The organism is Cyclobacterium jeungdonense (assembly GCF_010994275.1).
GTDB lineage: Bacteria > Bacteroidota > Bacteroidia > Cytophagales > Cyclobacteriaceae > Cyclobacterium > Cyclobacterium jeungdonense.
In genome coordinates this window covers 105,419-124,655 of sequence record NZ_WMCD01000001.1, presented here as the reverse complement: position 1 = coordinate 124,655, position 19,237 = coordinate 105,419, and the positions used below count along the sequence as shown (strand labels likewise).

Annotated in this window: 14 protein-coding genes; 8 read left to right on the top strand and 6 right to left on the bottom strand. The window is 44.5% G+C overall.

The window, feature by feature from the left end:
- The first annotated feature begins 22 nt into the window (after positions 1–22).
- The 5 genes from GKS34_RS00430 (at position 23) to GKS34_RS00410 (ending at position 8,351) form a co-directional block, all read left to right on the top strand.
- Positions 23–3,436 carry a 3-keto-alpha-glucoside-1,2-lyase-like domain-containing protein gene (locus GKS34_RS00430; protein ID WP_240459138.1) on the top strand — a complete coding sequence of 1,138 codons (3,414 nt, stop codon included), beginning with the start codon at positions 23–25 and terminating at the stop codon, positions 3,434–3,436.
- 467 nt (positions 3,437–3,903) lie between these two features.
- Positions 3,904–5,061 carry a hypothetical protein gene (locus GKS34_RS00425; RefSeq protein WP_163382846.1) on the top strand — a complete coding sequence of 386 codons (1,158 nt, stop codon included), beginning with the start codon at positions 3,904–3,906 and terminating at the stop codon, positions 5,059–5,061.
- A gap of 6 nt (positions 5,062–5,067) precedes the next feature.
- Positions 5,068–6,954, top strand: coding sequence for an OmpA family protein (locus GKS34_RS00420; RefSeq protein ID WP_163382845.1), 1,887 nt, complete (start codon positions 5,068–5,070; stop codon positions 6,952–6,954).
- Between the two features lie 19 nt (positions 6,955–6,973).
- Positions 6,974–7,687, top strand: a complete 714-nt coding sequence (locus GKS34_RS00415; RefSeq protein ID WP_163383691.1) for an SIR2 family NAD-dependent protein deacylase — start codon at positions 6,974–6,976, stop codon at positions 7,685–7,687.
- 37 nt (positions 7,688–7,724) lie between these two features.
- Positions 7,725–8,351 carry a hypothetical protein gene (locus GKS34_RS00410; RefSeq protein WP_163382844.1) on the top strand — a complete coding sequence of 209 codons (627 nt, stop codon included), beginning with the start codon at positions 7,725–7,727 and terminating at the stop codon, positions 8,349–8,351.
- A 3-nt stretch (positions 8,352–8,354) separates the two neighbouring features.
- On the opposite strand, the gene GKS34_RS00405 is transcribed toward GKS34_RS00410, so the two are convergent.
- From GKS34_RS00405 to GKS34_RS00395, 3 genes are all read right to left on the bottom strand, one after another.
- Positions 8,355–9,152 carry a hypothetical protein gene (locus tag GKS34_RS00405; protein ID WP_163382843.1) on the bottom strand — a complete coding sequence of 266 codons (798 nt, stop codon included), beginning with the start codon at positions 9,150–9,152 and terminating at the stop codon, positions 8,355–8,357.
- 202 nt (positions 9,153–9,354) lie between these two features.
- Complete coding sequence (gene mgrA, locus GKS34_RS00400; protein WP_290229087.1) at positions 9,355–10,374, bottom strand: L-glyceraldehyde 3-phosphate reductase; 1,020 nt, start codon at positions 10,372–10,374, stop codon at positions 9,355–9,357.
- 45 nt (positions 10,375–10,419) lie between these two features.
- Positions 10,420–11,793, bottom strand: coding sequence for an exonuclease domain-containing protein (locus GKS34_RS00395; RefSeq protein WP_163382842.1), 1,374 nt, complete (start codon positions 11,791–11,793; stop codon positions 10,420–10,422).
- A 172-nt stretch (positions 11,794–11,965) separates the two neighbouring features.
- On the opposite strand from GKS34_RS00395, the gene GKS34_RS00390 reads away from it, so the two are divergent.
- Entirely contained in the window at positions 11,966–12,505 is a 540-nt protein-coding gene (locus GKS34_RS00390; RefSeq protein WP_163382841.1) for a DinB family protein, read from the top strand.
- Positions 12,506–13,081 (top strand): sugar O-acetyltransferase, encoded by a 576-nt coding sequence (locus GKS34_RS00385; protein ID WP_163382840.1) that lies wholly within the window; start codon positions 12,506–12,508, stop codon positions 13,079–13,081. It begins immediately after the preceding gene.
- On the opposite strand, the gene GKS34_RS00380 is transcribed toward GKS34_RS00385, so the two are convergent.
- Positions 13,078–14,760, bottom strand: a complete 1,683-nt coding sequence (locus tag GKS34_RS00380; protein ID WP_163382839.1) for an AMP-binding protein — start codon at positions 14,758–14,760, stop codon at positions 13,078–13,080. The two genes, GKS34_RS00385 and GKS34_RS00380, sit on opposite strands and share 4 nt — an antisense overlap.
- A 205-nt stretch (positions 14,761–14,965) precedes the next feature.
- Here GKS34_RS00380 and GKS34_RS00375 point away from each other — a divergent pair, with 205 nt between their 5' ends.
- The gene (locus tag GKS34_RS00375; protein ID WP_163382838.1) at positions 14,966–15,580 is read left to right on the top strand and encodes a DUF4230 domain-containing protein; all 615 of its coding nucleotides are present in this window, start codon (positions 14,966–14,968) and stop codon (positions 15,578–15,580) included.
- A 384-nt stretch (positions 15,581–15,964) separates the two neighbouring features.
- Here the strand turns inward: GKS34_RS00375 and GKS34_RS00370 are convergent, their stop codons facing one another.
- Entirely contained in the window at positions 15,965–16,882 is a 918-nt protein-coding gene (locus GKS34_RS00370) for a DUF4249 domain-containing protein (RefSeq protein ID WP_163382837.1), read from the bottom strand.
- 6 nt (positions 16,883–16,888) lie between these two features.
- Positions 16,889–19,237, bottom strand: coding sequence for a TonB-dependent receptor (locus GKS34_RS00365; protein ID WP_163382836.1), 2,349 nt, complete (start codon positions 19,235–19,237; stop codon positions 16,889–16,891).

The window sequence follows — 19,237 nt, the reverse complement described above, 5'->3', positions numbered from 1 at the left end:
TAATTTTAAAGGAATAATTAGAATGATGCAAAGATATTCATTACTTAAAGTAGCATTGGTGCTGTGCCTGGCAATTGGACAGGTGTTTTACAGCCAGGCACAAAACCAACTCGATGAGGGGCGGACGACCGCTACCAAGATTGCCGACCTGCTCAACCGCTTTCCTGCGGCTGATGCTCAGGCTTTGCAAAACGCCATGAACCAGATGGAGGACCTGGGACAAACTGGTATTACCCAAATGGCATTAATGCTAAAACCGGGAGCCGCAAATGAACAACTGGAATATGCACTGGCAGGTTTTGCTTTTTATGCCAGCCACCCTTCTCGCGAAAACCTGGCGCGCATGGCTGTTCAGGCCTATGGAAAAGCACTTGATCAGGTGGAAAACCCGGAAGCAAAGAATTTCTTGTTAACCCAATTAAAATGGATTGGGAAGGAAGATGCCGTACCCTATGTAGAAGCTTATTTGCAAGACGATCGGCTTTCAGGGACAGCCGCTCGAGTTATGGCCAACATCGGATCGGAATCTGCCGAAAGAGCCTTAATCCTGGCTTTGGGTGCTACCGAAGCGGATGACAAAAAAGCCAGCTTCATCGAGGCCCTGGGAAATTTCAACAGCCCTGAATCGGTAGAAGAAATCACACCTTATGCAGCTTCAGCTAACACCGAATTGAAAAAAGTGGCGCTCTTTGCCCTCTCGAACCAGGCAGATCCGGCAAGTGCCAAAACATTGTATGCCGCTGCAGAAATGGCCGATTTTACCTATGATCCTAGCAATGCATCCGGTTTATACTTGCGTTACATTGCTAACCTGGAGGCTAATGGTGAAGGCAAGAAAGCCTTTAAACTGGCTAAAAAAGTCTACAAAAAAACGGCGACAGACAATCAATACCATACCAAAGCTGCTGCTCTGGGACTGATGGTCCAAATTCAACCCGTGAAAAGCCAGGACTTATTAATGAAAGCATCTTTGGATGACCATCCAAAATTTAGGGGATCTGCCTTGAAATTGGTTGCAGATGATGCTCTTATTTCTAATTTGGATGATTGGAAAAAAACGCTGGATAGGGGATCGGCCGAAGCAAAAGCAGCCATTATCCGAAGGATGGGAAATGTAAAAAATCCGGCCATAGCACAAGTCCTGTTGCCCTACCTGGACAGCAGTGATCCTGAAGTGCGTACGGCAACCATCGCTGCGGTAGTGAGTGCCGGCGATGACCTGGCCCTGGATGCGCTGTTGGATCGGCTGGAAACTACCAACACTGATAGCGAATTAGAGGCATTAACAACTGCATTAGAAACCATGAAAGGGTCGCAAGTACCGGCAGCTATCGCCGGAAGAATTCCGGAAGCGTCTCCAGAAAAGAAAACGCTGCTGATAAACCTTTTGGCGTCACGGGCTGCCGAAGATCAGATCGAAGCGGTGTTTGACGCTGCTGCTGAAAATGAACCGGCTGTTAAAGAAGCGGCCCTAACAGCCCTTTCGGAAATGGCCACTCCTCAGGACCTGGACAGGCTGGTAGCCCTATTAAAAGAGGAATCATCTCCAGATAACCTGGACAAAATTCAAGAAGCCATTATCGTGGCCAATGCCCAAAAAGGCAACCAGGCAACCGAAACCCGCTGGGCCATGGATTTATTGCCGCAGCTTCCTGATAACAAGCAAGCCTACCTTTACAAGGTATTGGCCAAAACAGGCGGTAAGGTAGCTTTGGATAAGCTAAAAGACATTTACGAAAAAGGAAATGCAGGGCGACAACAAGCCGTGGTAACCGCCCTAAACCAGGCAGAAGACCCCTCAGCAACGGGAGCCTTGCTGGACATAGCCAGGCAAGCAAGTAGCGATGCCTTAAGAGAGAATGCCTTGATGGGATACATTCGATTGGTACCAAGTATGGACGAAACAGATACCCAAAAGGTATTGATGCTCCGGAATGCCCTGGAACTTGCTGAATCGGATGAAACGGTGTTGGCAGCCCTGGGGCAATTAGGGAATTACCCTACTTTCCAAGCTTTGCTGGTAGCTGGCGAATACCAGGAAAAAGCCGCCTATCAACAAGCAGCGGCTAGAGCCGTCATGAACATCGTTCTAAACAACGATGACATCTACGGAGAAAAGGCGCGGAATATTGTAGGAAAAACCATCGAAGTCATCAGTGGCCAGGACAGCCAATATTACAAGACCTCTTTACAGAAATACCTGGATGAAATGCCTGAAGGCAACGGGTTCTATTCCTTGTTCAACGGCGAAAACCTGGACGGCTGGAAAGGGGTTTTTAGCAACCCCATCAAGCGTTCGGAGATGAATGAGCGAATCCTTTCCAGAGAGCAGGCCAAAGCGGACGAAATCATGGAAAACGGCTGGAAGGCCGAAGATGGCTTATTGATATTTACCGGAGAGGGACAAAACATTGCCACCACAAAAGACTTTGGTGATTTCGAACTATTTGTTGACTGGAAAATTACCGAAGACGGGGATGCCGGCCTTTACCTGAGAGGCACCCCGCAGGTTCAAATCTGGGATACAGCCCGTACCGATGTGGGAGCAGAAGTTGGTTCTGGAGGCTTGTACAACAACCAAACTTATCCTAGCAAACCGCTGAAAGTGGCGGACAACCCGGTTGGGGAATGGAATACCTTCCACATCCGCATGCAGGGAGAAAAAGTTACGGTATACCTCAACGGGGAATTGGTAGTGGACGAGGTTCCATTGGAAAATTATTGGGACCGGGAGCAATCCATCTTTTCTGAAGGACAAATTGAATTGCAGGCACACGGTACGTATGTGGCGTACCGGGATATATATATCCGTGAATTGACAGGAGCACCCAAGTTCGAGCTGAGTGAGGAAGAAAAAGACGCCGGGTTTGAGGTACTATTTGACGGTACCGATCTTGACAAATGGACTGGCAACAAAACGGATTATGTGGTGGACAATGGGGTACTGGCCATTTACCCGGACAGGGGTGGTCAGGGTAACCTGATGACAGAAAAGGAATACAGCGATTTTGTATTCCGCTTTGAATTCAAACTTACCCCAGGTGCCAATAACGGGCTGGGAATACGTGCTCCTTTGGAAGGAGATGCGGCTTATGCAGGGATGGAATTGCAGATTTTGGATGATACCGCTGAGATTTACAGTCAATTAAAAGAATACCAGTACCACGGTTCTTTGTACGGGATAGCTGCTGCTACCAAGGGCCATCAAAACCCAGTGGGAGAATGGAACTATCAGGAGGTGATTGTTAATGGGGACCGGATACAGGTAATCCTGAATGGAACGGAGATATTAGATGTGGACATTGCTGAAGCAAAGGAAAATGGAACCCTGGATGGAAGGGAGCATCCAGGACTTTCCAGGGAAAAAGGACATATTGGTTTTCTGGGACATGGAGATGTTGTATTCTTCAAAAATATCCGAGTGAAAGAATTATAGATTCTCCACTTTAAAACGATATAAAGGTTGCCTCCACGGGGGCAACCTTTTTTTGTACCTGTGGGTTATTTTTTGGAACATTTTTACTACCATTTGTTACCTCCACCACATTTTACTATACTGCCAGTCTTTTCCTAGGTCTGAAAATTAAGGATACCTGCGTGTTTTTGTCTTCCCTCAAATTAAATAAGAATGGAAAAAAGGTTAAGGGACTTCTACATTTATACCCCATTTATCAGAGCCTGTCTGCAATTTTTAACCAGATAATCTCATTCAGAAAAAAACAAGCAGCAACATTTCCAAAAAAATGGCTCTGCTAAATAATATAGGAGCTCAAATAAAAGTTGAACCACCCTTCATTCGGCTTAGTTTTTGCATATTTTTTAAAAATATTAGATGCTTATTCGATTTTTTTACCCGAGTAAGTTTTTTTTCAACATCTTAAAACCGCTATTCTAACCATGCATATGAAAGAAATTATATGGATACTTTCGTTACTTGTTTCACCACTGATGCTGCAGGCACAACATCAATCGATCGCATTTTCGACAGAAAAAAATCAACTGAACGGGGGGTTACCTCTTCATTCAGAAACTCCTTTTTATATAGAGGGCACACTACCCCCAGGTATCAAACGAGTAGAACTCAAGATTTTCAAGAGTAATAAGAATGAAAATCAGGCAGATTTTTATTTCTGGAAAGCCCCTTACCAAAGTAGCCCCAAAAATTACGAAATCTTTGTAGCCTATCCCTTGCGCAGCAGCGACAATTATACCCTAAAATTTTACTTTTATAGCGAATCTGACACCGAGGAAACTGCTTCTCTCAGGGATGCCTTGCATGAAAATCTGGAGAGTTACGTTCAGGCCACTATTCTAGCCGGGAAGCGAGGCACACAAATCCTGAGTCGTCCTAATGCCATGTTGGACCACTTAAATGAGATTGTCAGACAAGGATTAAAAAACTACCTGCACCCTCTGGACCAGGAATTTGATGGGTTTTCAGATGTCGTTAAGCAAAAAATAGATCAGATAGATGGTGTTAAGTTAAATAAGGCACGATTTAATTTACTATCGAAAAAAAAGGATCCGGATATCCAGGATCAGGCACTCTTTACGGATCAGTTAAAGCAAGAGTTAATTAACCTTCTTAAGTCAGAGACGAGTCAATATCTGCGTAATCAGATGTTGATGTTAGTCGATGTTCGGGTTATTGAAAACTATCCCACTGAAAACAAACCCTACTATCTACCTTTGAGCATCGGGTATGCCGGAACCTATTTTAGCGGCAATTTCAATAATCTGGATTATGGTACTTCCGCCTTTGGAGGTGTTTCCATTCCACTAGGAAACAAAAAATTCACCAAAGTATTGGGTAATGCTTCCGTTTCAACTGGTGTGTTTTTCAGCAATATGAGGGATAGTAATGAAAGGGAAATCAGTGGCCCTCTGATCGGAAGGCCTATTTATGTCGGTCTGGGATACAGTTTATTCCGGGTATTGAGATTCAATGCCGGGGCCGTACTTACCGCCACGGATGTAGACGCCAACATCCAAGACGTCACACTATACCCTTTTGTGGGCTTTAGTGCAGAATTTAGCCTTTGGTTGGGATTACGAAAATAAAAACAGATGATAACCAGAAGCAGCACCTTGCTTTTCCTTATTTATTTCCTTTTTCTGACAGAAGGTTTTTCGCAACAATACCAGTGGCGTTTAGGGATATCTACCGGATACACCAATCACTATGGTCAACTGAGTACCTATCGGTTAAATAAATTAGCTGATATACCGGAAGCATTCCGTCCATCTTTTCCCCTTGTGCCGGAATCAAATTGGAATCTGAGCCTTGAAAAACGTCTGACTGCTGGTTTGGAGCTTTCCATTCATGGCGGCAGGCAGGCATTGGCGGGCAATGGCATGCTGTACTCAGACCAAGTCTCGAGCAGGCAACATTCCATTCATTACCAGTCAAGTCTTTGGAATATCGGTTCGGCTCTTATTTTTCGGATGGATAACGGGAAGATACTTCAGGAAACGTCTCTCCTGGCGCCCTATGCACTTGTAGGAGTGGGATGGCATACCTGGGAAAGCCAAACCCTTATACCCATTTCCGATAACCCCTTGCAGGGTTCTTCAGGAATAGAAGAAAGATTCGTAACCGGGCAAGATCATTCCGGGGAGCGATATTACCTGGACATGGGTCTGGGACTGAGGCTAAGATTAAGCCAACAGCTTGAACTGTTTATCCAATCCAATGCGCAAACAAATGGGGCACACCTTTTTGGTAGTTCCGGAGGGTTCCTTTCCCCGACAGGAATCAGCAATCAACCGATTCAAGCAGGACCTGATAGGGAGTGGTTATTCCAGCATCAGCTGGGAATAAAATTCAGTTTTGCACCAAAACGATCTCGTTTTAAAGCCAATGTTATCAGTCCTTCCGCAGGGACACTTCGAGAAGAGGTTAGCTCCGAGGGTAAGGGTCTAAATCCGTCCAAACCCGCCACCATGCAGGACAGTACGGCCCAAGAGACCTTTTTTGCTACTTCCTCAAGCATTGAAAACTTGGATTCTATGGTCTCATCGGAATCGCCGACACCCTACCTTTATTCTCGAGGCGATCCCGAATCAGGTACGGTTACTCCTTCGTCGGAATACCCAGAAAGCAGGTATCTACCTTTAACTTCCGAAGCCTATAAACCGGAACTGGAATATTCGGATGGCCCAATAAAACGTACGACCTCTTTTCAATCCGTCTATCCAGTTTACCCGATCTACCCCGAAAGTTATTCGGATTACCGGGTCTACCCTGAAGGTTATTCCGATTTTAGAAGGGAAGAAAACCAGCAAGAACAACGAATAAGGTCATTTCCTTCCGGCAGGTATTCCAATAGCAGGCAAAAACAATCTTCCAACAGGGTATTTGTTCCAATAATAGCCCCATTGAGTCGTAGGTCTGCAGATACAGGTTCAGCAGAGGTCGCTGAAAGGGCCACCGACCTACCGATGGCGCTTCCGGTAGTTGCCGATAGCCTATCAGCGAAAACAGGGCTTCGGTTAAATCCACAAGCTCCCGCCTGGTCGAAAACACTTCCCATACCGAAAAGAAGCATGCCGGAAATCGTAATCCAGAACGAAACAGGATACAGTATCCCTGCTGAATTAAGTTTGCCTGCCATTTATACGGACATTTATTTTGAAATTAATCAAAGTGAGCTTTCCGAGGGTGCTTTAACGAAATTAGGGGAAATAGTCAGTACCCTACAGCGTTTTCAGGATGCCATGGTATCTCTGAAGGGATATGCAGATCATACGGGAAGCGTCGCATTTAACCTTAACCTGGTAGAAAAAAGGACCCATTCGGTAGCTCAGGCACTGGTGGAAAAATTTGGGATAGCTAACGATCGAATCCAGATCCAGCCGGGTGCCCAGTTGGTCAGAACCCGCGCTCCTTCTGCGCTACCTGAAGACAGAAAGGTAGAAGTTCAGATTTTATTTTTAAATTCAGGAATTGATTAAGAATAAACTGGCTTTTACAATGGACAGGCAGGAGAAAAAACACCTGGTGGTTTTGACCGGGGCAGGGGTTTCTGCGGAAAGTGGTATCCGTACGTTCAGAGATGATAATGGCCTGTGGGAAGGGCACGATGTCATGGATGTGGCTACTCCCCAGGGATGGCAAAAAAATAAGGAACTGGTTTTGGACTTTTACAACCAACGGCGAAAGGCCTGCAAGAATGCACAGCCAAACCCGGCTCATTTGAAGCTTGCGGAAATGGAGAAAACCTTTGCCGTGACCATCATCACCCAAAATGTAGATGACCTCCATGAGCGGGCCGGTTCCTCTCGAGTAATTCACCTACACGGTGAACTCTTCAAAGCGCAGAGTAGCCTGGATCCAAGTCTTGTTTATCCTGTGGAAGGGTTTGAAATCAATCTGGGTGACACCTGTGAAAAAGGCTCCCAATTACGTCCCTTTGTTGTCTGGTTTGGCGAACCCGTGCCCATGATGGATGCAGCCATTTCTGCAGTAAAAAGTGCCGATGCATTTGCTGTTATCGGTACCTCCCTGATGGTCTATCCTGCCGCAGGCCTGTTGGATGAAGCTGCTTCGGAAATACCAAAGTTTATTATAGATCCTAAAATGCCTTCCTATTATCCTGCTAAACATTTAATACCCATTGAGGAAAGGGCAGGAAAGGGAGTGTTGATAATGGAGGAGCATTTGAAAAAATGGTTTTTTCCAGGCTAAATCTTTTTTACTATTTTTGATTGCAAAACGGCTACTATTGAAAACAGCTATTAAAATTTCGTCCAAAACGGAAACTGGAAAAATCCTGGCCAAAAGCCTTCTGAAACTTATCCTTGCCGGTTTTTTTATAGGTAGTTTTCATTCTTTCGATGCCTGGGTTGGATTGGTTTTGGCTTTATACTTACTATACACCCTGGTAAAAAAGTGGAGGCTTGATGAGAAAGATAAATACGTATACCTCACCGGGGCCCTTTTAGGCGGTGTTTTAGGCGTCTGCTGTGAATGGTGGGGAATCTATTATAATCACTGGGAATACCATGACCTGGGAACACGGTCCTTTCCCTATTGGCTTCCTTTTGCCTGGGCATTGGCCTTTACATTTGTCTATCAATTAGAAAAAGACCTTTTCCGCTCTTTAGACCTACAGGGAACCAAAGAAAAGATTCTATTAACCCTTTTGGTGGCCATGATTTTCCCCACGATTGGTGAAATTATCACCATACAGTTAGGGGTATGGACATACGCATGGCCCTATCAGGTTTTTGGGGTCCCTGTATTGGCCATTTTTCTATTAGTTGTTTTTCACAGCGGTGTCAACTACCTGATGATTCTAATTTGCAAACACCTGGGTTGGGAAAATGATGTTTTTAACCCCCCAAACTGATGTTTATCGCACCATTGTTTCAAGTGTCGCCAGGTAAACCCATTTCTGATCCCTTGAATTTAGGCCTTCTTCGACGGCCATTTGCTGTTCTTCCGTGATTTCCATATCCTCGTATTCCATAGAATTAAAGAACTGCAAATAGTCGGAATACACGTTCATGGTCAAGTGGGTGGATTTGGCTTCACTGCCTGTAGGAAGGGCTGTTCTCAGGAATCGCCAGTTTTCCATCAGGTCTGCCTGTATCTTTTTTTCATGGATGGGTAGGAATACTTCCCTTTCGGCCTTTTCGTAGTCCTGAAATTTTCCTTCAACCGCTTTCATCAAATCAAAGGAAGCTAAAATTCCCGGCTTGAACTCAAAGTCATCCGAAGTACGTGCCACCTCTACCATATAACTTCGTATGGCCAGGTCACGCATTTCAAGTGCATCGCTAATCTTTTTCCGGACTGCCTCCTCGCTCATGTCGGGAAATGCTTTGAGTGCATTGCTCACCAACAGATCCACATTGTTTCCATTCATCATTTTTACCGGATCCTCGTAGTAGGTAACTGTCACGTACTGAAAATTTTCTCCCTCCAGATCAGATCCGGATTGCAAGGACCATAAATCCCACCCGCTGATATGTCCCTCTTCCTTGGCAGTTTTATGAACCTCTGCCAAAAAATCCTTGTATTCCAGGTAGTCCAACACCCGGTCAGGTTCTACTTTGATAAATTCAAATACCAGATACTGCTGTTCCTGCGCCGATAGGCTGACGCTCGTAAATAGGGCCAAAATTGCCACAAATAGCTGCTTTTTCATAACTTGGTTAATTGGGTTCTGAGTCAATATACAAATATTAAAACAAAAAATATACCGAATATCCGTATTTTTCACCATAAAACAGATTTATGAAATAAAAAAATCCTGCGTGAAAGAACCTCACGCAGGACATATGTATACCAGAATAGACGACAGCTTTTTGACTAGGTGCTAAAACTCCTTTAAAAGAAATCGCTTCAATTCAGGACTTAATTAGTTGCTCTATTTTCCCCAGTTCCTCGCTGGAAAAATCAAGAACCTTCAAGCTATTCACATTGTCAATGATTTGGGACGGCTTGCTCACTCCTACCAAAACGGAAGTGATGCGCTTGTCTTTCAGCAGCCAGGCGATGGCCATCTGAGCCAGACTCTGCCCTCTTTTTTTCGCCAGCTCGTTAAGTTGCTCTACTTTTCTAAGTAGCTCGGGAGTTAATTTTTCTGTTTGAAGATACCGGCCATCCTTAACAGCCCTGGAATCCTCTGGAAAACCTTTCAGGTACTTATTGGTCAAAACACCCTGTTCCAGTGGAGAAAACGCAATGGCACCAATCCCTTCTGATTCCAAGACATCGAGCAGACCATCCTCTACCCATCGGTCCATCATGCTGTAACGTGGTTGGTGAATCAGGCAGGGAGTACCCATCTCTTTTAATAATTGGGATGCCTTTGCCGTATCTTCCGCGCTGTATTGGGAGATTCCGACATACAAGGCTTTCCCTTGCCGTACGATCAGGTCCAGAGCGGCCATGGTTTCCTCCAGGGGTGTTTCCGGATCGGGGCGGTGGTGGTAGAAAATATCCACATAGTCCAATCCCATCCGTTTCAAACTTTGGTCCAGGCTGGCCACCAGGTATTTTTTAGAACCAAAATTACCATAGGGCCCGGGCCACATGTCCCAGCCGGCCTTGGATGAAATAATTAGCTCATCCCGAAGGGCTTTGAAGTCTTTTTGGAAGATTCTCCCGAAATTTTCTTCCGCGGCTCCATAGGGTGGACCATAATTATTAGCCAGGTCAAAATGGGTGATTCCCAGGTCAAAGGCTGTCCTGAGGATACTTCTACCGTTTTTGAAATCATCACCATGCCCGAAATTATGCCAAAGCCCCAGAGAAATCAAGGGAAGGTCCAGACCACTCCGTCCACACCTTCGGTACTTCATGGATTCATACCTTTTCGAATCAGGTTGATAGGGCAAAAGGGGATCTTGATCGTTAATTTTCATAATCTTATATTTGGTTATTTTCTTAAAGGTAAGTTTCTGCTTACTTTATTGCATCCCGTTCAGCGGAATAATCCGATCCGCCGGGAGTTTTGTCAAGTAGGACTGCAGCAAAGCCTGGGTCTCTACGACCCTTTTTACTGGCTTGAGAAAATCCAGTACCTCTCCAATTTCCTGACATTGAGCAGAATGGTCAATGTATCCGAAAGCTGCCAAAAACCCGTCTTCCACGAGTAATACAGCTTCTTCCTCGCGGTTCCTTCCCCGGTCCTTTATCAGAAATCGTACTCCTTGCTGGCTTGACGTTCCGTTCCATAAGTTGGCTGCTTTCTGATTATAGGCTTCAGGCGATTCCTCCCCACAGCAGGCCCCTGCACATCTTCCCAACCGGTAGTCGTAACAGGCACCGGACGTTTTCTGAATACCCGATAATTTGGGGCAGAGTTCCAGTTCCTCCGTTTTGTCCGACACTAATTTCCAGGCTTCCGTGTGGCTGGTAAATGTCATCAGCGGTTTTATTCCCGGAAAAATTTTACTCACCTGAAAGCGCTGATATCCTTGCTGGTCCAGGTAGGCAAATACCCCCCAGGAAATGGATTTTACTTTCAGAGAGCGGTTGTATTTGGGCCAAAGTCGTTTTATTTCCATTGCTTCCAGCAGCAATGCCAGAAGCTCACTACCCGTAAGCTCGTAACTGATATCGCAAATTTCGGACTTTAGGCTGATTTTTGATTTTCCGGAAAAATGGCTGTCAAACCTGCTTTTTATATTTACTGCCTTCCCTACGTATATTACCTTCCCGTTTTTGTCATGAAAATAATACACACCTGTAGCGCGGGGTAATTGGTTGTATTGTTCGTGACTGATATTCGGGGGAAGCGTGAGTGCTTTTTCTTTCCCTTTGAGTGACCTGGCAATTTCCCCATTCCGATCTTCCTTTAGCAGCTGCCCAAATAGCAAGGCAGTAGCCCAGGCATCTCCCAAAGCACGGTGCCTGTCATTCACCGTAATTCCCCTGGATTCGCACAAGCGACCTAAACTATAACTTCTCAAGCCCGGAAAAATTTTTCTGCTAAGCCTTACCGTACATAAACGCCTGGGCTTATACGACTTCTTTTCCTGTTCAAATGCCTGCCTGATAAAATTATAATCAAAACTGACGTTATGCGCCACGAAAATTTTCCCCTCCAGCAATGTCCACAACTCTTCCGCTACCTGTGCAAAATCAGGTGCTTCTGACAGCATCCCTGCATCAATACCGGTAAGACCTGTAATAAAGGACGGAACGCTTCTATGGGGATTGAGTAAACGCTCGTAATGTCCGGTGATTTTTTCTCCGTCATGGAACACTACCGCAATCTCAATGATCCGGTGCTGAGCCGAAAATCCTCCGGTAGTTTCAATATCTACGATGGCATACATAAGCGAAGTATAAAATAAAACCAATTGGATGGAGAATCAAAAGGAATTGTTTTTATTTCTTTCTTGAATTCCAATCTCCAAATAGTTAATATTAGGTTTTGGTGCCGGGAATCTGCTTATAGACCACGCCCTGGCATCAGGAAACACAACCCAGCTTTAGATATAAAACCCTATGAACGAACAAGCCGATACCTGGCAGATGGAACTGACTCAGCTTACCTGGGAGTTCGACAAACTAGCAAACGAATACGACCTAACCACCCTAAACCAAAGACCCAATCCCGAAAACTGGAGTCCCATGGAAATCCTCCATCACTTGGTGCGCGTAAATGAATCGTATTTTCCCATTTTTGATCAAATCATTCAGGGAAAGTACAAAAGCCCATTATTGGGGAACTTACCATTCTATGGGAAAAAAATGGGCGAAATGATCCTTTCTGCCAACAAAAAACCAGTCAAAATAAAAACCTTTGCTCGCTGGGAACCAACAGCCGGTATGCATAACCAAGACCTGCTCAACACGTTTTTTGAAACCCAGCACCTACTTTCAGTTTACATTCAGAAACTTGACCCCTATTTTAACCAAAAACAAATGATAGCATCACCTGCAAACAAATGGATTGTGTATCCACTGGATACCACCATAGAAATCATGCTCACCCATGAAAAACGGCACTGCGATCAAATAAAATCCATATTAGTATCCGAATAGATGAAGACGGAAAAAGAAAAAATGTTGGCCGGCGAATTGTACCTGGCTTCGGACGAGGAACTTTCCCAAGAAAGATTGAATGCCCGTATTCTTTTAAAAAAATTGAACGACAGTGCACCGGATGAGACCCAGCTACGACAACAAGTCATGGGGCAATTACTACGGGCAATAGGCAAGGATTTCGGCATCGAACCGCCATTTTACTGTGATTACGGCTATAATATAAAGGTAGGGGATCAGGTTTTTTTCAATTTCAATTGTACCCTATTGGATGTCTGTACAATAACCATAGGTAACCGCTGCTTATTCGGTCCCAATGTGCAAGTCTATACAGCCACTCATCCCATTGAAGCTTCCGCCAGAGGATCACTACTGGAATTTGGCCGGCCGATCCATATCGAGGATGACGTGTGGGTTGGCGGAGGAGCCATCATTTGTCCTGGTGTGCGTATCGGATCCCGCAGCATCATTGCCGCAGGTTCGGTGGTGACCAAAGATGTACCTGCTGATGTATTGGTGGGCGGAAATCCGGCCAGAATTATTAAAAACCTGGATCAAGCAACCCGGCAGGCTTAGGCTTGCTGCTTTTTCTCGTGATTTTCCCGGATCACTCGACGGAGAATTTTGCCGACATTGGATTTAGGGAGTTCCTTCACAAAATAAATCTCCTTGGGAACCTTGTAACTGGTAAGATTTTCACGGGAAAAAGCGATCAGTTCTTCGTCAGTTAGGGAAGGATTAGTGCTTACCACGTAGGCGATCACCCTTTCGGTAGACTTTTCATCCGGAATGCCAATAACACCCACTTCATCTACCTGCTCGTGTTCGGCAAGCGCATCTTCTACTTCATTGGGGTACACGTTAAAGCCGGATACCAAAATCATTTCTTTTTTACGATCTACAATCTTAAAAAACCCATCTTCATCCTGAACAGCTATGTCACCGGTTTTAAACCAGTCTTCGTAAAAAGCAGTTTTAGTTTCTTCAGGTCTCTGCCAATACCCTGGCATTACCTGTGGTCCTTTGACACATAACTCTCCCCGCTCCCCGATGGGAAGCTCTTTGCCTTCGTCGTCCACGATTTTCACCTCAGTATTGGGTAGGGGCACACCTATGGTTCCCAGTCTTTCAGTACCATCAATGGGATTACAAGAAACTACAGGCGAGGTTTCGGTAAGTCCGTAACCCTCTGCCAATGGCGTTCCAGTGACTTTTTGCCAGCGTCTGGCCACTGCCTGCTGCACAGCCATGCCGCCTCCTACAGCAATTTTTAACGAACTAAAGTCCAGGGAACGAAAAGCTTCCTGGTTTAATAACCCATTAAAAAGGGTATTAACCCCGGTAAAAACGCTAAAAGGATGTTTTTTCAATTCCTTACAAAAGGCCGGCATGTCCCTGGGATTGGTGATGAGTACGTTATGTGCTCCAATCTTCATCATGGCCAGGCAATTTACTGTCAGCGCAAAAATATGATACAAGGGCAGGGCTGTTATGACCGTTTCTTCCCGCTCTTTAAGCTTTGGTTTCATCCAGGCGGAAATCTGTTGCATATTGGCTACAATGTTTCGGTGGGTCAGCATTGCTCCTTTAGATACACCAGTCGTCCCGCCCGTATATTGCAAATAAGCCAAATCGGCTCCCTGCAAGGTTGGTTTTTCAAAAGTGGCCGGATTTCCTGCGGACATCGCCTTTTTGAAAGTCCAGGCCCCGGGCAGATAATAAGCCGGAACCATCTTCTTGATATATTTTACCACCAGATTAACGATCATTCCCTTCAATCCGCCCAATAGGTCCCCAATCTCGGTCACGACCACATGCTGTATACCCGATTCTTCCTTAATCTTTTCCAGATTGTAGGCAAAATTTGCCAAGATCACGACCACCTTGACACCCGCATCGGTATATTGATGCTTCATTTCGGAGGCCGTATAAAGTGGGTTGGTATTTACCACAACCAATCCTGCCCGCAAAGCTCCAAACATGACCACGGGGTACTGCAGCAGGTTGGGCATTTGAATGCCAATGCGGTCACCCTTCTTTAATGCCAATTTTTGCTGTAAAAAAGCGGAAAATTGATTGGACAATTGGTCCAATTCATTAAAGGAAATGGTTTTTCCCATGCACTCGTAGGCCACAGCATCGCCAAATTTTCGAATGCTCTCTTCAAATAAATCTACTACACTGCCGAATTCTTCGGGATCGATGACGGTAGGTACTGCTTTCGGGTAGAACTTAAACCAGGGAGATTCCTGCATAGTCGATTATTATTTTGGTTAGTCTATTGGGCGTTTTTACTAAGATATTCAATGTACCCCTTTTTTAAAATGTTTTACCCAATTTAATTCTCAAAAGGACATTAGAAAATAAATGCGACCTTTCAGGCTGTCTCTTGTTGGAACCTCCCCTTATTCTCCCTTCTTTTACAGTATCATTTAAGTGATTAGAAAAAAACACCGAGAGATGTACCGATTTTTGGCTGGAATAGTTACCGCATTGTTGCTTTACGGGGCGATTCAATTCTTGATCCGTCAAAATAATGAACAGCAGGAAATCCAACAAAATACGGCCTTGCTCGAGCAACAAATCCAACAGGTGGGCAAGTTGTTGGTAACTGAGGGGCATTTTTCTCAGGTATTGAGTTATAAAAATACCCGAAAAAATTATTTTGATATTTTTTCCGCCGATAAAAAAGCATTGGTTATTATCAATGCAAAAGTTACGGTTGCCTATGATTTGAGGCAACTTATATCCGAAATAGACCCGGAGGCAAAGCAGGTACGGATCATTAGTATTCCGGAACCAGAAATAAATATTTATCCCGATTTACAATATTACGATGTCAGTCAAGATTACTTCAATAAATTCGACGCAGCAGATTACAATAAAATAAAAGGCAGTGTTTACAAGATTCTGGACGAAAAGATCCAACAGTCCGACCTAAAAGCAGATGCCAGAGAACGCTTGCTCACCGAATTGTCAAAAATCTACCTGCTTACGGGTACGATGGGCTGGAGTTTGCATTTTGAGGAAACCACCATCAATTCTCCCGAAGAGCTGAAGGGTTTGGAGTTTTGACCTTGTACCGGAATACGCTATAATTCCAATTTGTTTACGAAACCAGGATTGCAAATCCTGGTTATTTGAAGTTCGACATTACAAATGTCGAACAGCTCCGCTCCTCGGAATTTGTAATTCCGTGGTTCAGATACAGGGGATTTGCAATCCCCAAAACTGTCCGGCACCTGTATACCATGGACCAGTCGTACAAAAAACGTACTTTAAAAACGTACCCGTTTTTGCCATTATAAACAGCATTTATATAGGGTCTAATCTGTTTATGAGTCCGAAAATAGCTGGGCGAAGCGACATACTTTACCCAGTACTGATCTTATTATCTGTGTTAATCTGTGTCATCTGTGGTGGTCATTTTTAACACCAAAATAAATCAACCTTAGCTAATTACGGATCAATTCTCTTTACGGAAATACTCTCCCCCATAACGATACCTATGCCATTCGAGATATTGGTATATACCTGCACAGGTTGGGCAAACGGATCCCCTTCATTCCACCATTGCAACCCGTAGGTGGAATGAAACAGGTAGTAGTTTCGGGTAACCGTTTTCAGGGTAAACTTAATTTCACCCTCCATATCATCCGAAAAATAACTACCGTTAAGAAAGAGATCAATAGTGGCTTCTCTTCCCTCAAAAAGTTTATCGTCAATTAGTAATTCCCCATCGGTATTATAGTCTTTTTCGTAGGTTGGGTTTTTGGGTTCCAGGTAAAGCGGATAGTTGTCTTCGTAATACACCGTATTTCCATCCTGATCGATATAGGTATACTGCCGGTAAAATTCGGCGGAAATTTCATAATAATTTTCCCCTTCCGGATCATCAAAGATTATCCGTACATCATCATTGGAGGACCAGGCGTCTACCTTTACCTTCCCCTGATAGATCAAATCCTTTATTGGAACAGAAATAGGAATAATCTCTGTAGCAGTCACCGTTTCGTATCCCTCAACCTCAACTTCAACCCGGTATTCATTTCCTTCAACCAGGAGGCGATTCAAATTCGTGTATTCGCCTGTTTCTTCAACGAAAGCCAGCGGAAGGGCCTCCCCTTCATGAATCAGCCTCACGGCTGCATCTTTGATGGGCACAAACTCCCAGTTATTATCCAGAATATGCTTGCTGTAGGTCAGCCGTACGCTGGGAAACAAATTGTGCCTGAGATTTGAATTCAGGGTAATCTGTGGCTTTTCGAAGGGGATCTCGATATCTACTGCGGTCTCGCAGGCAAAAAACAAAAACACGACCCCAACCAGCTTAAGTGGGGCAAGAAAAATCCAGGTCAACTGTTTATTCATTTTCATCGAAAATTAGAATTTAAATCCATAAGAAAAAGATGGGATAATTGGGAAAAGGCTGTATTGCATCACCTTCCTGTTTCCTTGTTGATCATTACCTAAATCCATAAAGAAAGGATTCATACGATTGTAAACATTGTAAATTCCCAGGGTCCATTTCCGTTCGCCCCATTTTTTGGTTTTCCACCAGCTAAAGCTCAAATCCAGGCGATGATAGTCTCTGTTTCTGAAATTGTTTCTGCTTTCGTAATAGTTTATGTTCGGCCTGGAAAAACCTCCGAAACGATTAACTTCCAATCCCTCGTAACGTTGTGTGGGAAGGGATACTGCGTTTCCTGTGCCGTAAACCCAGGCAAGGGAAAAATCCTTGTTGTCTTTCCACTCATGGGTGAGTGCCAAACTAATGTCATGTCTGCGGTCGTATTTGTAGGGAAACCACTCACCGAAATTAACCTCGTCAAATCTTCGTTCAGTATTGGATAAGGTATATCCCAACCAGCCGGAAATTTTCCCTACTTTTCGCTGCACCAGGAATTCGGTGCCATAACTCCTTCCCTCCCCTACGGCCACTTTATCCTGCCAGTCCTCATCCAGGTTAAGGTAGGTAGCGCCATCCTTGTACTCAATCAACCCATCCATGGTTTTATAATAGGCTTCCAGGCTGACTTCGAAACCACCAATGGTTTTTGCAGCTCCCAAAGCTGCCTGCATGGATTCTTGCGGACCAATTCTGGGTGTGGCCGGAACCCAAAGATCCGTCGGCAAGCCCAGTCCTGCATTGGTAAGTAAGTGGATAAATTGGGTCATCGTCACAAAAGAGGCTTTTATTGAAGTAGCAGGATTTACCATATACCGAGCGGCAACTCGTGGTTGGAGGGAATGGTAATGCTGGTTTTCTGTAACAAAACCTGAGCGGTGCAGTCCCAGATTTGCCTTCAGCCGGGGCGTAAAATTGATATCGTCTTCCACATAAAAAGCATACTCCATCGAATTCAATTCATCGGCCCCTAACCTCAAATCGTCTTCTGATTCACTGCTTTTGCTGGCATATACCCCAGGTGAAAATTTATGAAAAATCACCTGCGCACCAAACCGAATGTAGTGATCGGGATTAGGAATAAAATCAAAATCGGATTTAAAGGCCCAATCTCTGATTCCAGAAAAATACCGCTCCGAATAGACATTGGTTTCGTCAACACCCGGTCCCGTTATTTTTTCTTCGTAATTGCTAAAAAGATCAAATTTATACCTGCTGTGGGTGAAGGTATGGTTGCTAAACAAACGGTTATTAATCACATTGTTCCAACGAAGGGCAGTGATAAAGTTACCCCATCTAAGGCCAAATTCTTCATCATAATCCGTCCGTTCGTTTTCAAAAACGTAAAAATCTTTGTACTTGGAATAGGCTTTATCGTCTCCAGAATAAACGCTCAGGTAGAGCCTGTTATTATTATTGACTTTATGGTTGATTTTTCCATTCAGATCGTAAAAATAGTACCCTATATTTTCGCTGCCCTCTGTTGATGCCTTAATAATGGGTCTGGCCAATAGATCCAGGTAGGTTCTTCTGGCGGAAAAAATAAATGAAGTCTGATCCTTTTTTATTGGACCTTCCACCGTCACTTTAGATGCGATTAATCCGATCGAACCTTCCCCTTTTATCTCCTGCAGGTTGCCCTCTTTCATGCTAATATCAATCACAGAAGACAATCGCCCACCGTACCGGGATGGAAATCCCCCTTTGATCAGTTCTACGTTATTGATAGCATCCGCATTGAAAATGGAAAAAAAACCGAAAAGATGCGAGGCGTTGTATACCGGCACCCCGTCCAGCAAAATCAGGTTTTGGTCAGGTCCTCCTCCCCTAACATACAGCCCGCTTCCTCCTTCCGTGCCCGATTGCACACCGGGCAGCAACTGCAACACCTTAAACACGTCCACTTCTCCCATCAATGCGGGTAATTCTTTGATTTGTTTGAGGGGAATGTTTATTGAACTCATCCTGCTGACCTCCTGTATCTTGTCCATATCCGCAGCCGATACCACCACTTCCTCCAGGTTACCATCAGGTACCAGTGCCAGGTTAATGACCGTATCCCGTACCGCCTTCAATTGAAGGTGTTGGGTCTGAAAGCCTACAAAACTGAAAAAAAGATCCAGGCTATCACGTGTTGTCGTGTAGCTATAAAACCCAAACTGGTTTGCAACGGCACCTTTTTCAGCATATTTGTCAAAAATATTGGCTCCAATCAGATGCTCGCCGGTGCCTGCCTCCGTAATCGTCCCGCTTACAACAACATTTTGGGCGTATCCGGCGATACTAAACAATAGAAAAAAACAGGTAAAAATTTGATTTTTCAT

Excerpts from the sequence above, each read along its gene's own strand:
- mgrA (WP_290229087.1), bottom strand. The coding sequence starts at position 10,374 with ATGAAAATTAACGATCAAGATCCCCTTTTGCCCTATCAACCTGATTCG.
- GKS34_RS00370 (WP_163382837.1), bottom strand. The coding sequence starts at position 16,882 with ATGAAAATGAATAAACAGTTGACCTGGATTTTTCTTGCCCCACTTAAG.
- GKS34_RS00395 (WP_163382842.1), bottom strand. The coding sequence starts at position 11,793 with ATGTATGCCATCGTAGATATTGAAACTACCGGAGGATTTTCGGCTCAG.
- GKS34_RS00375 (WP_163382838.1), top strand. The coding sequence starts at position 14,966 with ATGTACCGATTTTTGGCTGGAATAGTTACCGCATTGTTGCTTTACGGG.
- GKS34_RS00430 (WP_240459138.1), top strand. The coding sequence starts at position 23 with ATGATGCAAAGATATTCATTACTTAAAGTAGCATTGGTGCTGTGCCTG.
- GKS34_RS00415 (WP_163383691.1), top strand. The coding sequence starts at position 6,974 with ATGGACAGGCAGGAGAAAAAACACCTGGTGGTTTTGACCGGGGCAGGG.
- GKS34_RS00390 (WP_163382841.1), top strand. The coding sequence starts at position 11,966 with ATGAACGAACAAGCCGATACCTGGCAGATGGAACTGACTCAGCTTACC.
- GKS34_RS00365 (WP_163382836.1), bottom strand. The coding sequence starts at position 19,237 with ATGAAAAATCAAATTTTTACCTGTTTTTTTCTATTGTTTAGTATCGCC.
- GKS34_RS00425 (WP_163382846.1), top strand. The coding sequence starts at position 3,904 with ATGAAAGAAATTATATGGATACTTTCGTTACTTGTTTCACCACTGATG.
- GKS34_RS00380 (WP_163382839.1), bottom strand. The coding sequence starts at position 14,760 with ATGCAGGAATCTCCCTGGTTTAAGTTCTACCCGAAAGCAGTACCTACC.
- GKS34_RS00385 (WP_163382840.1), top strand. The coding sequence starts at position 12,506 with ATGAAGACGGAAAAAGAAAAAATGTTGGCCGGCGAATTGTACCTGGCT.
- GKS34_RS00405 (WP_163382843.1), bottom strand. The coding sequence starts at position 9,152 with ATGAAAAAGCAGCTATTTGTGGCAATTTTGGCCCTATTTACGAGCGTC.
- GKS34_RS00420 (WP_163382845.1), top strand. The coding sequence starts at position 5,068 with ATGATAACCAGAAGCAGCACCTTGCTTTTCCTTATTTATTTCCTTTTT.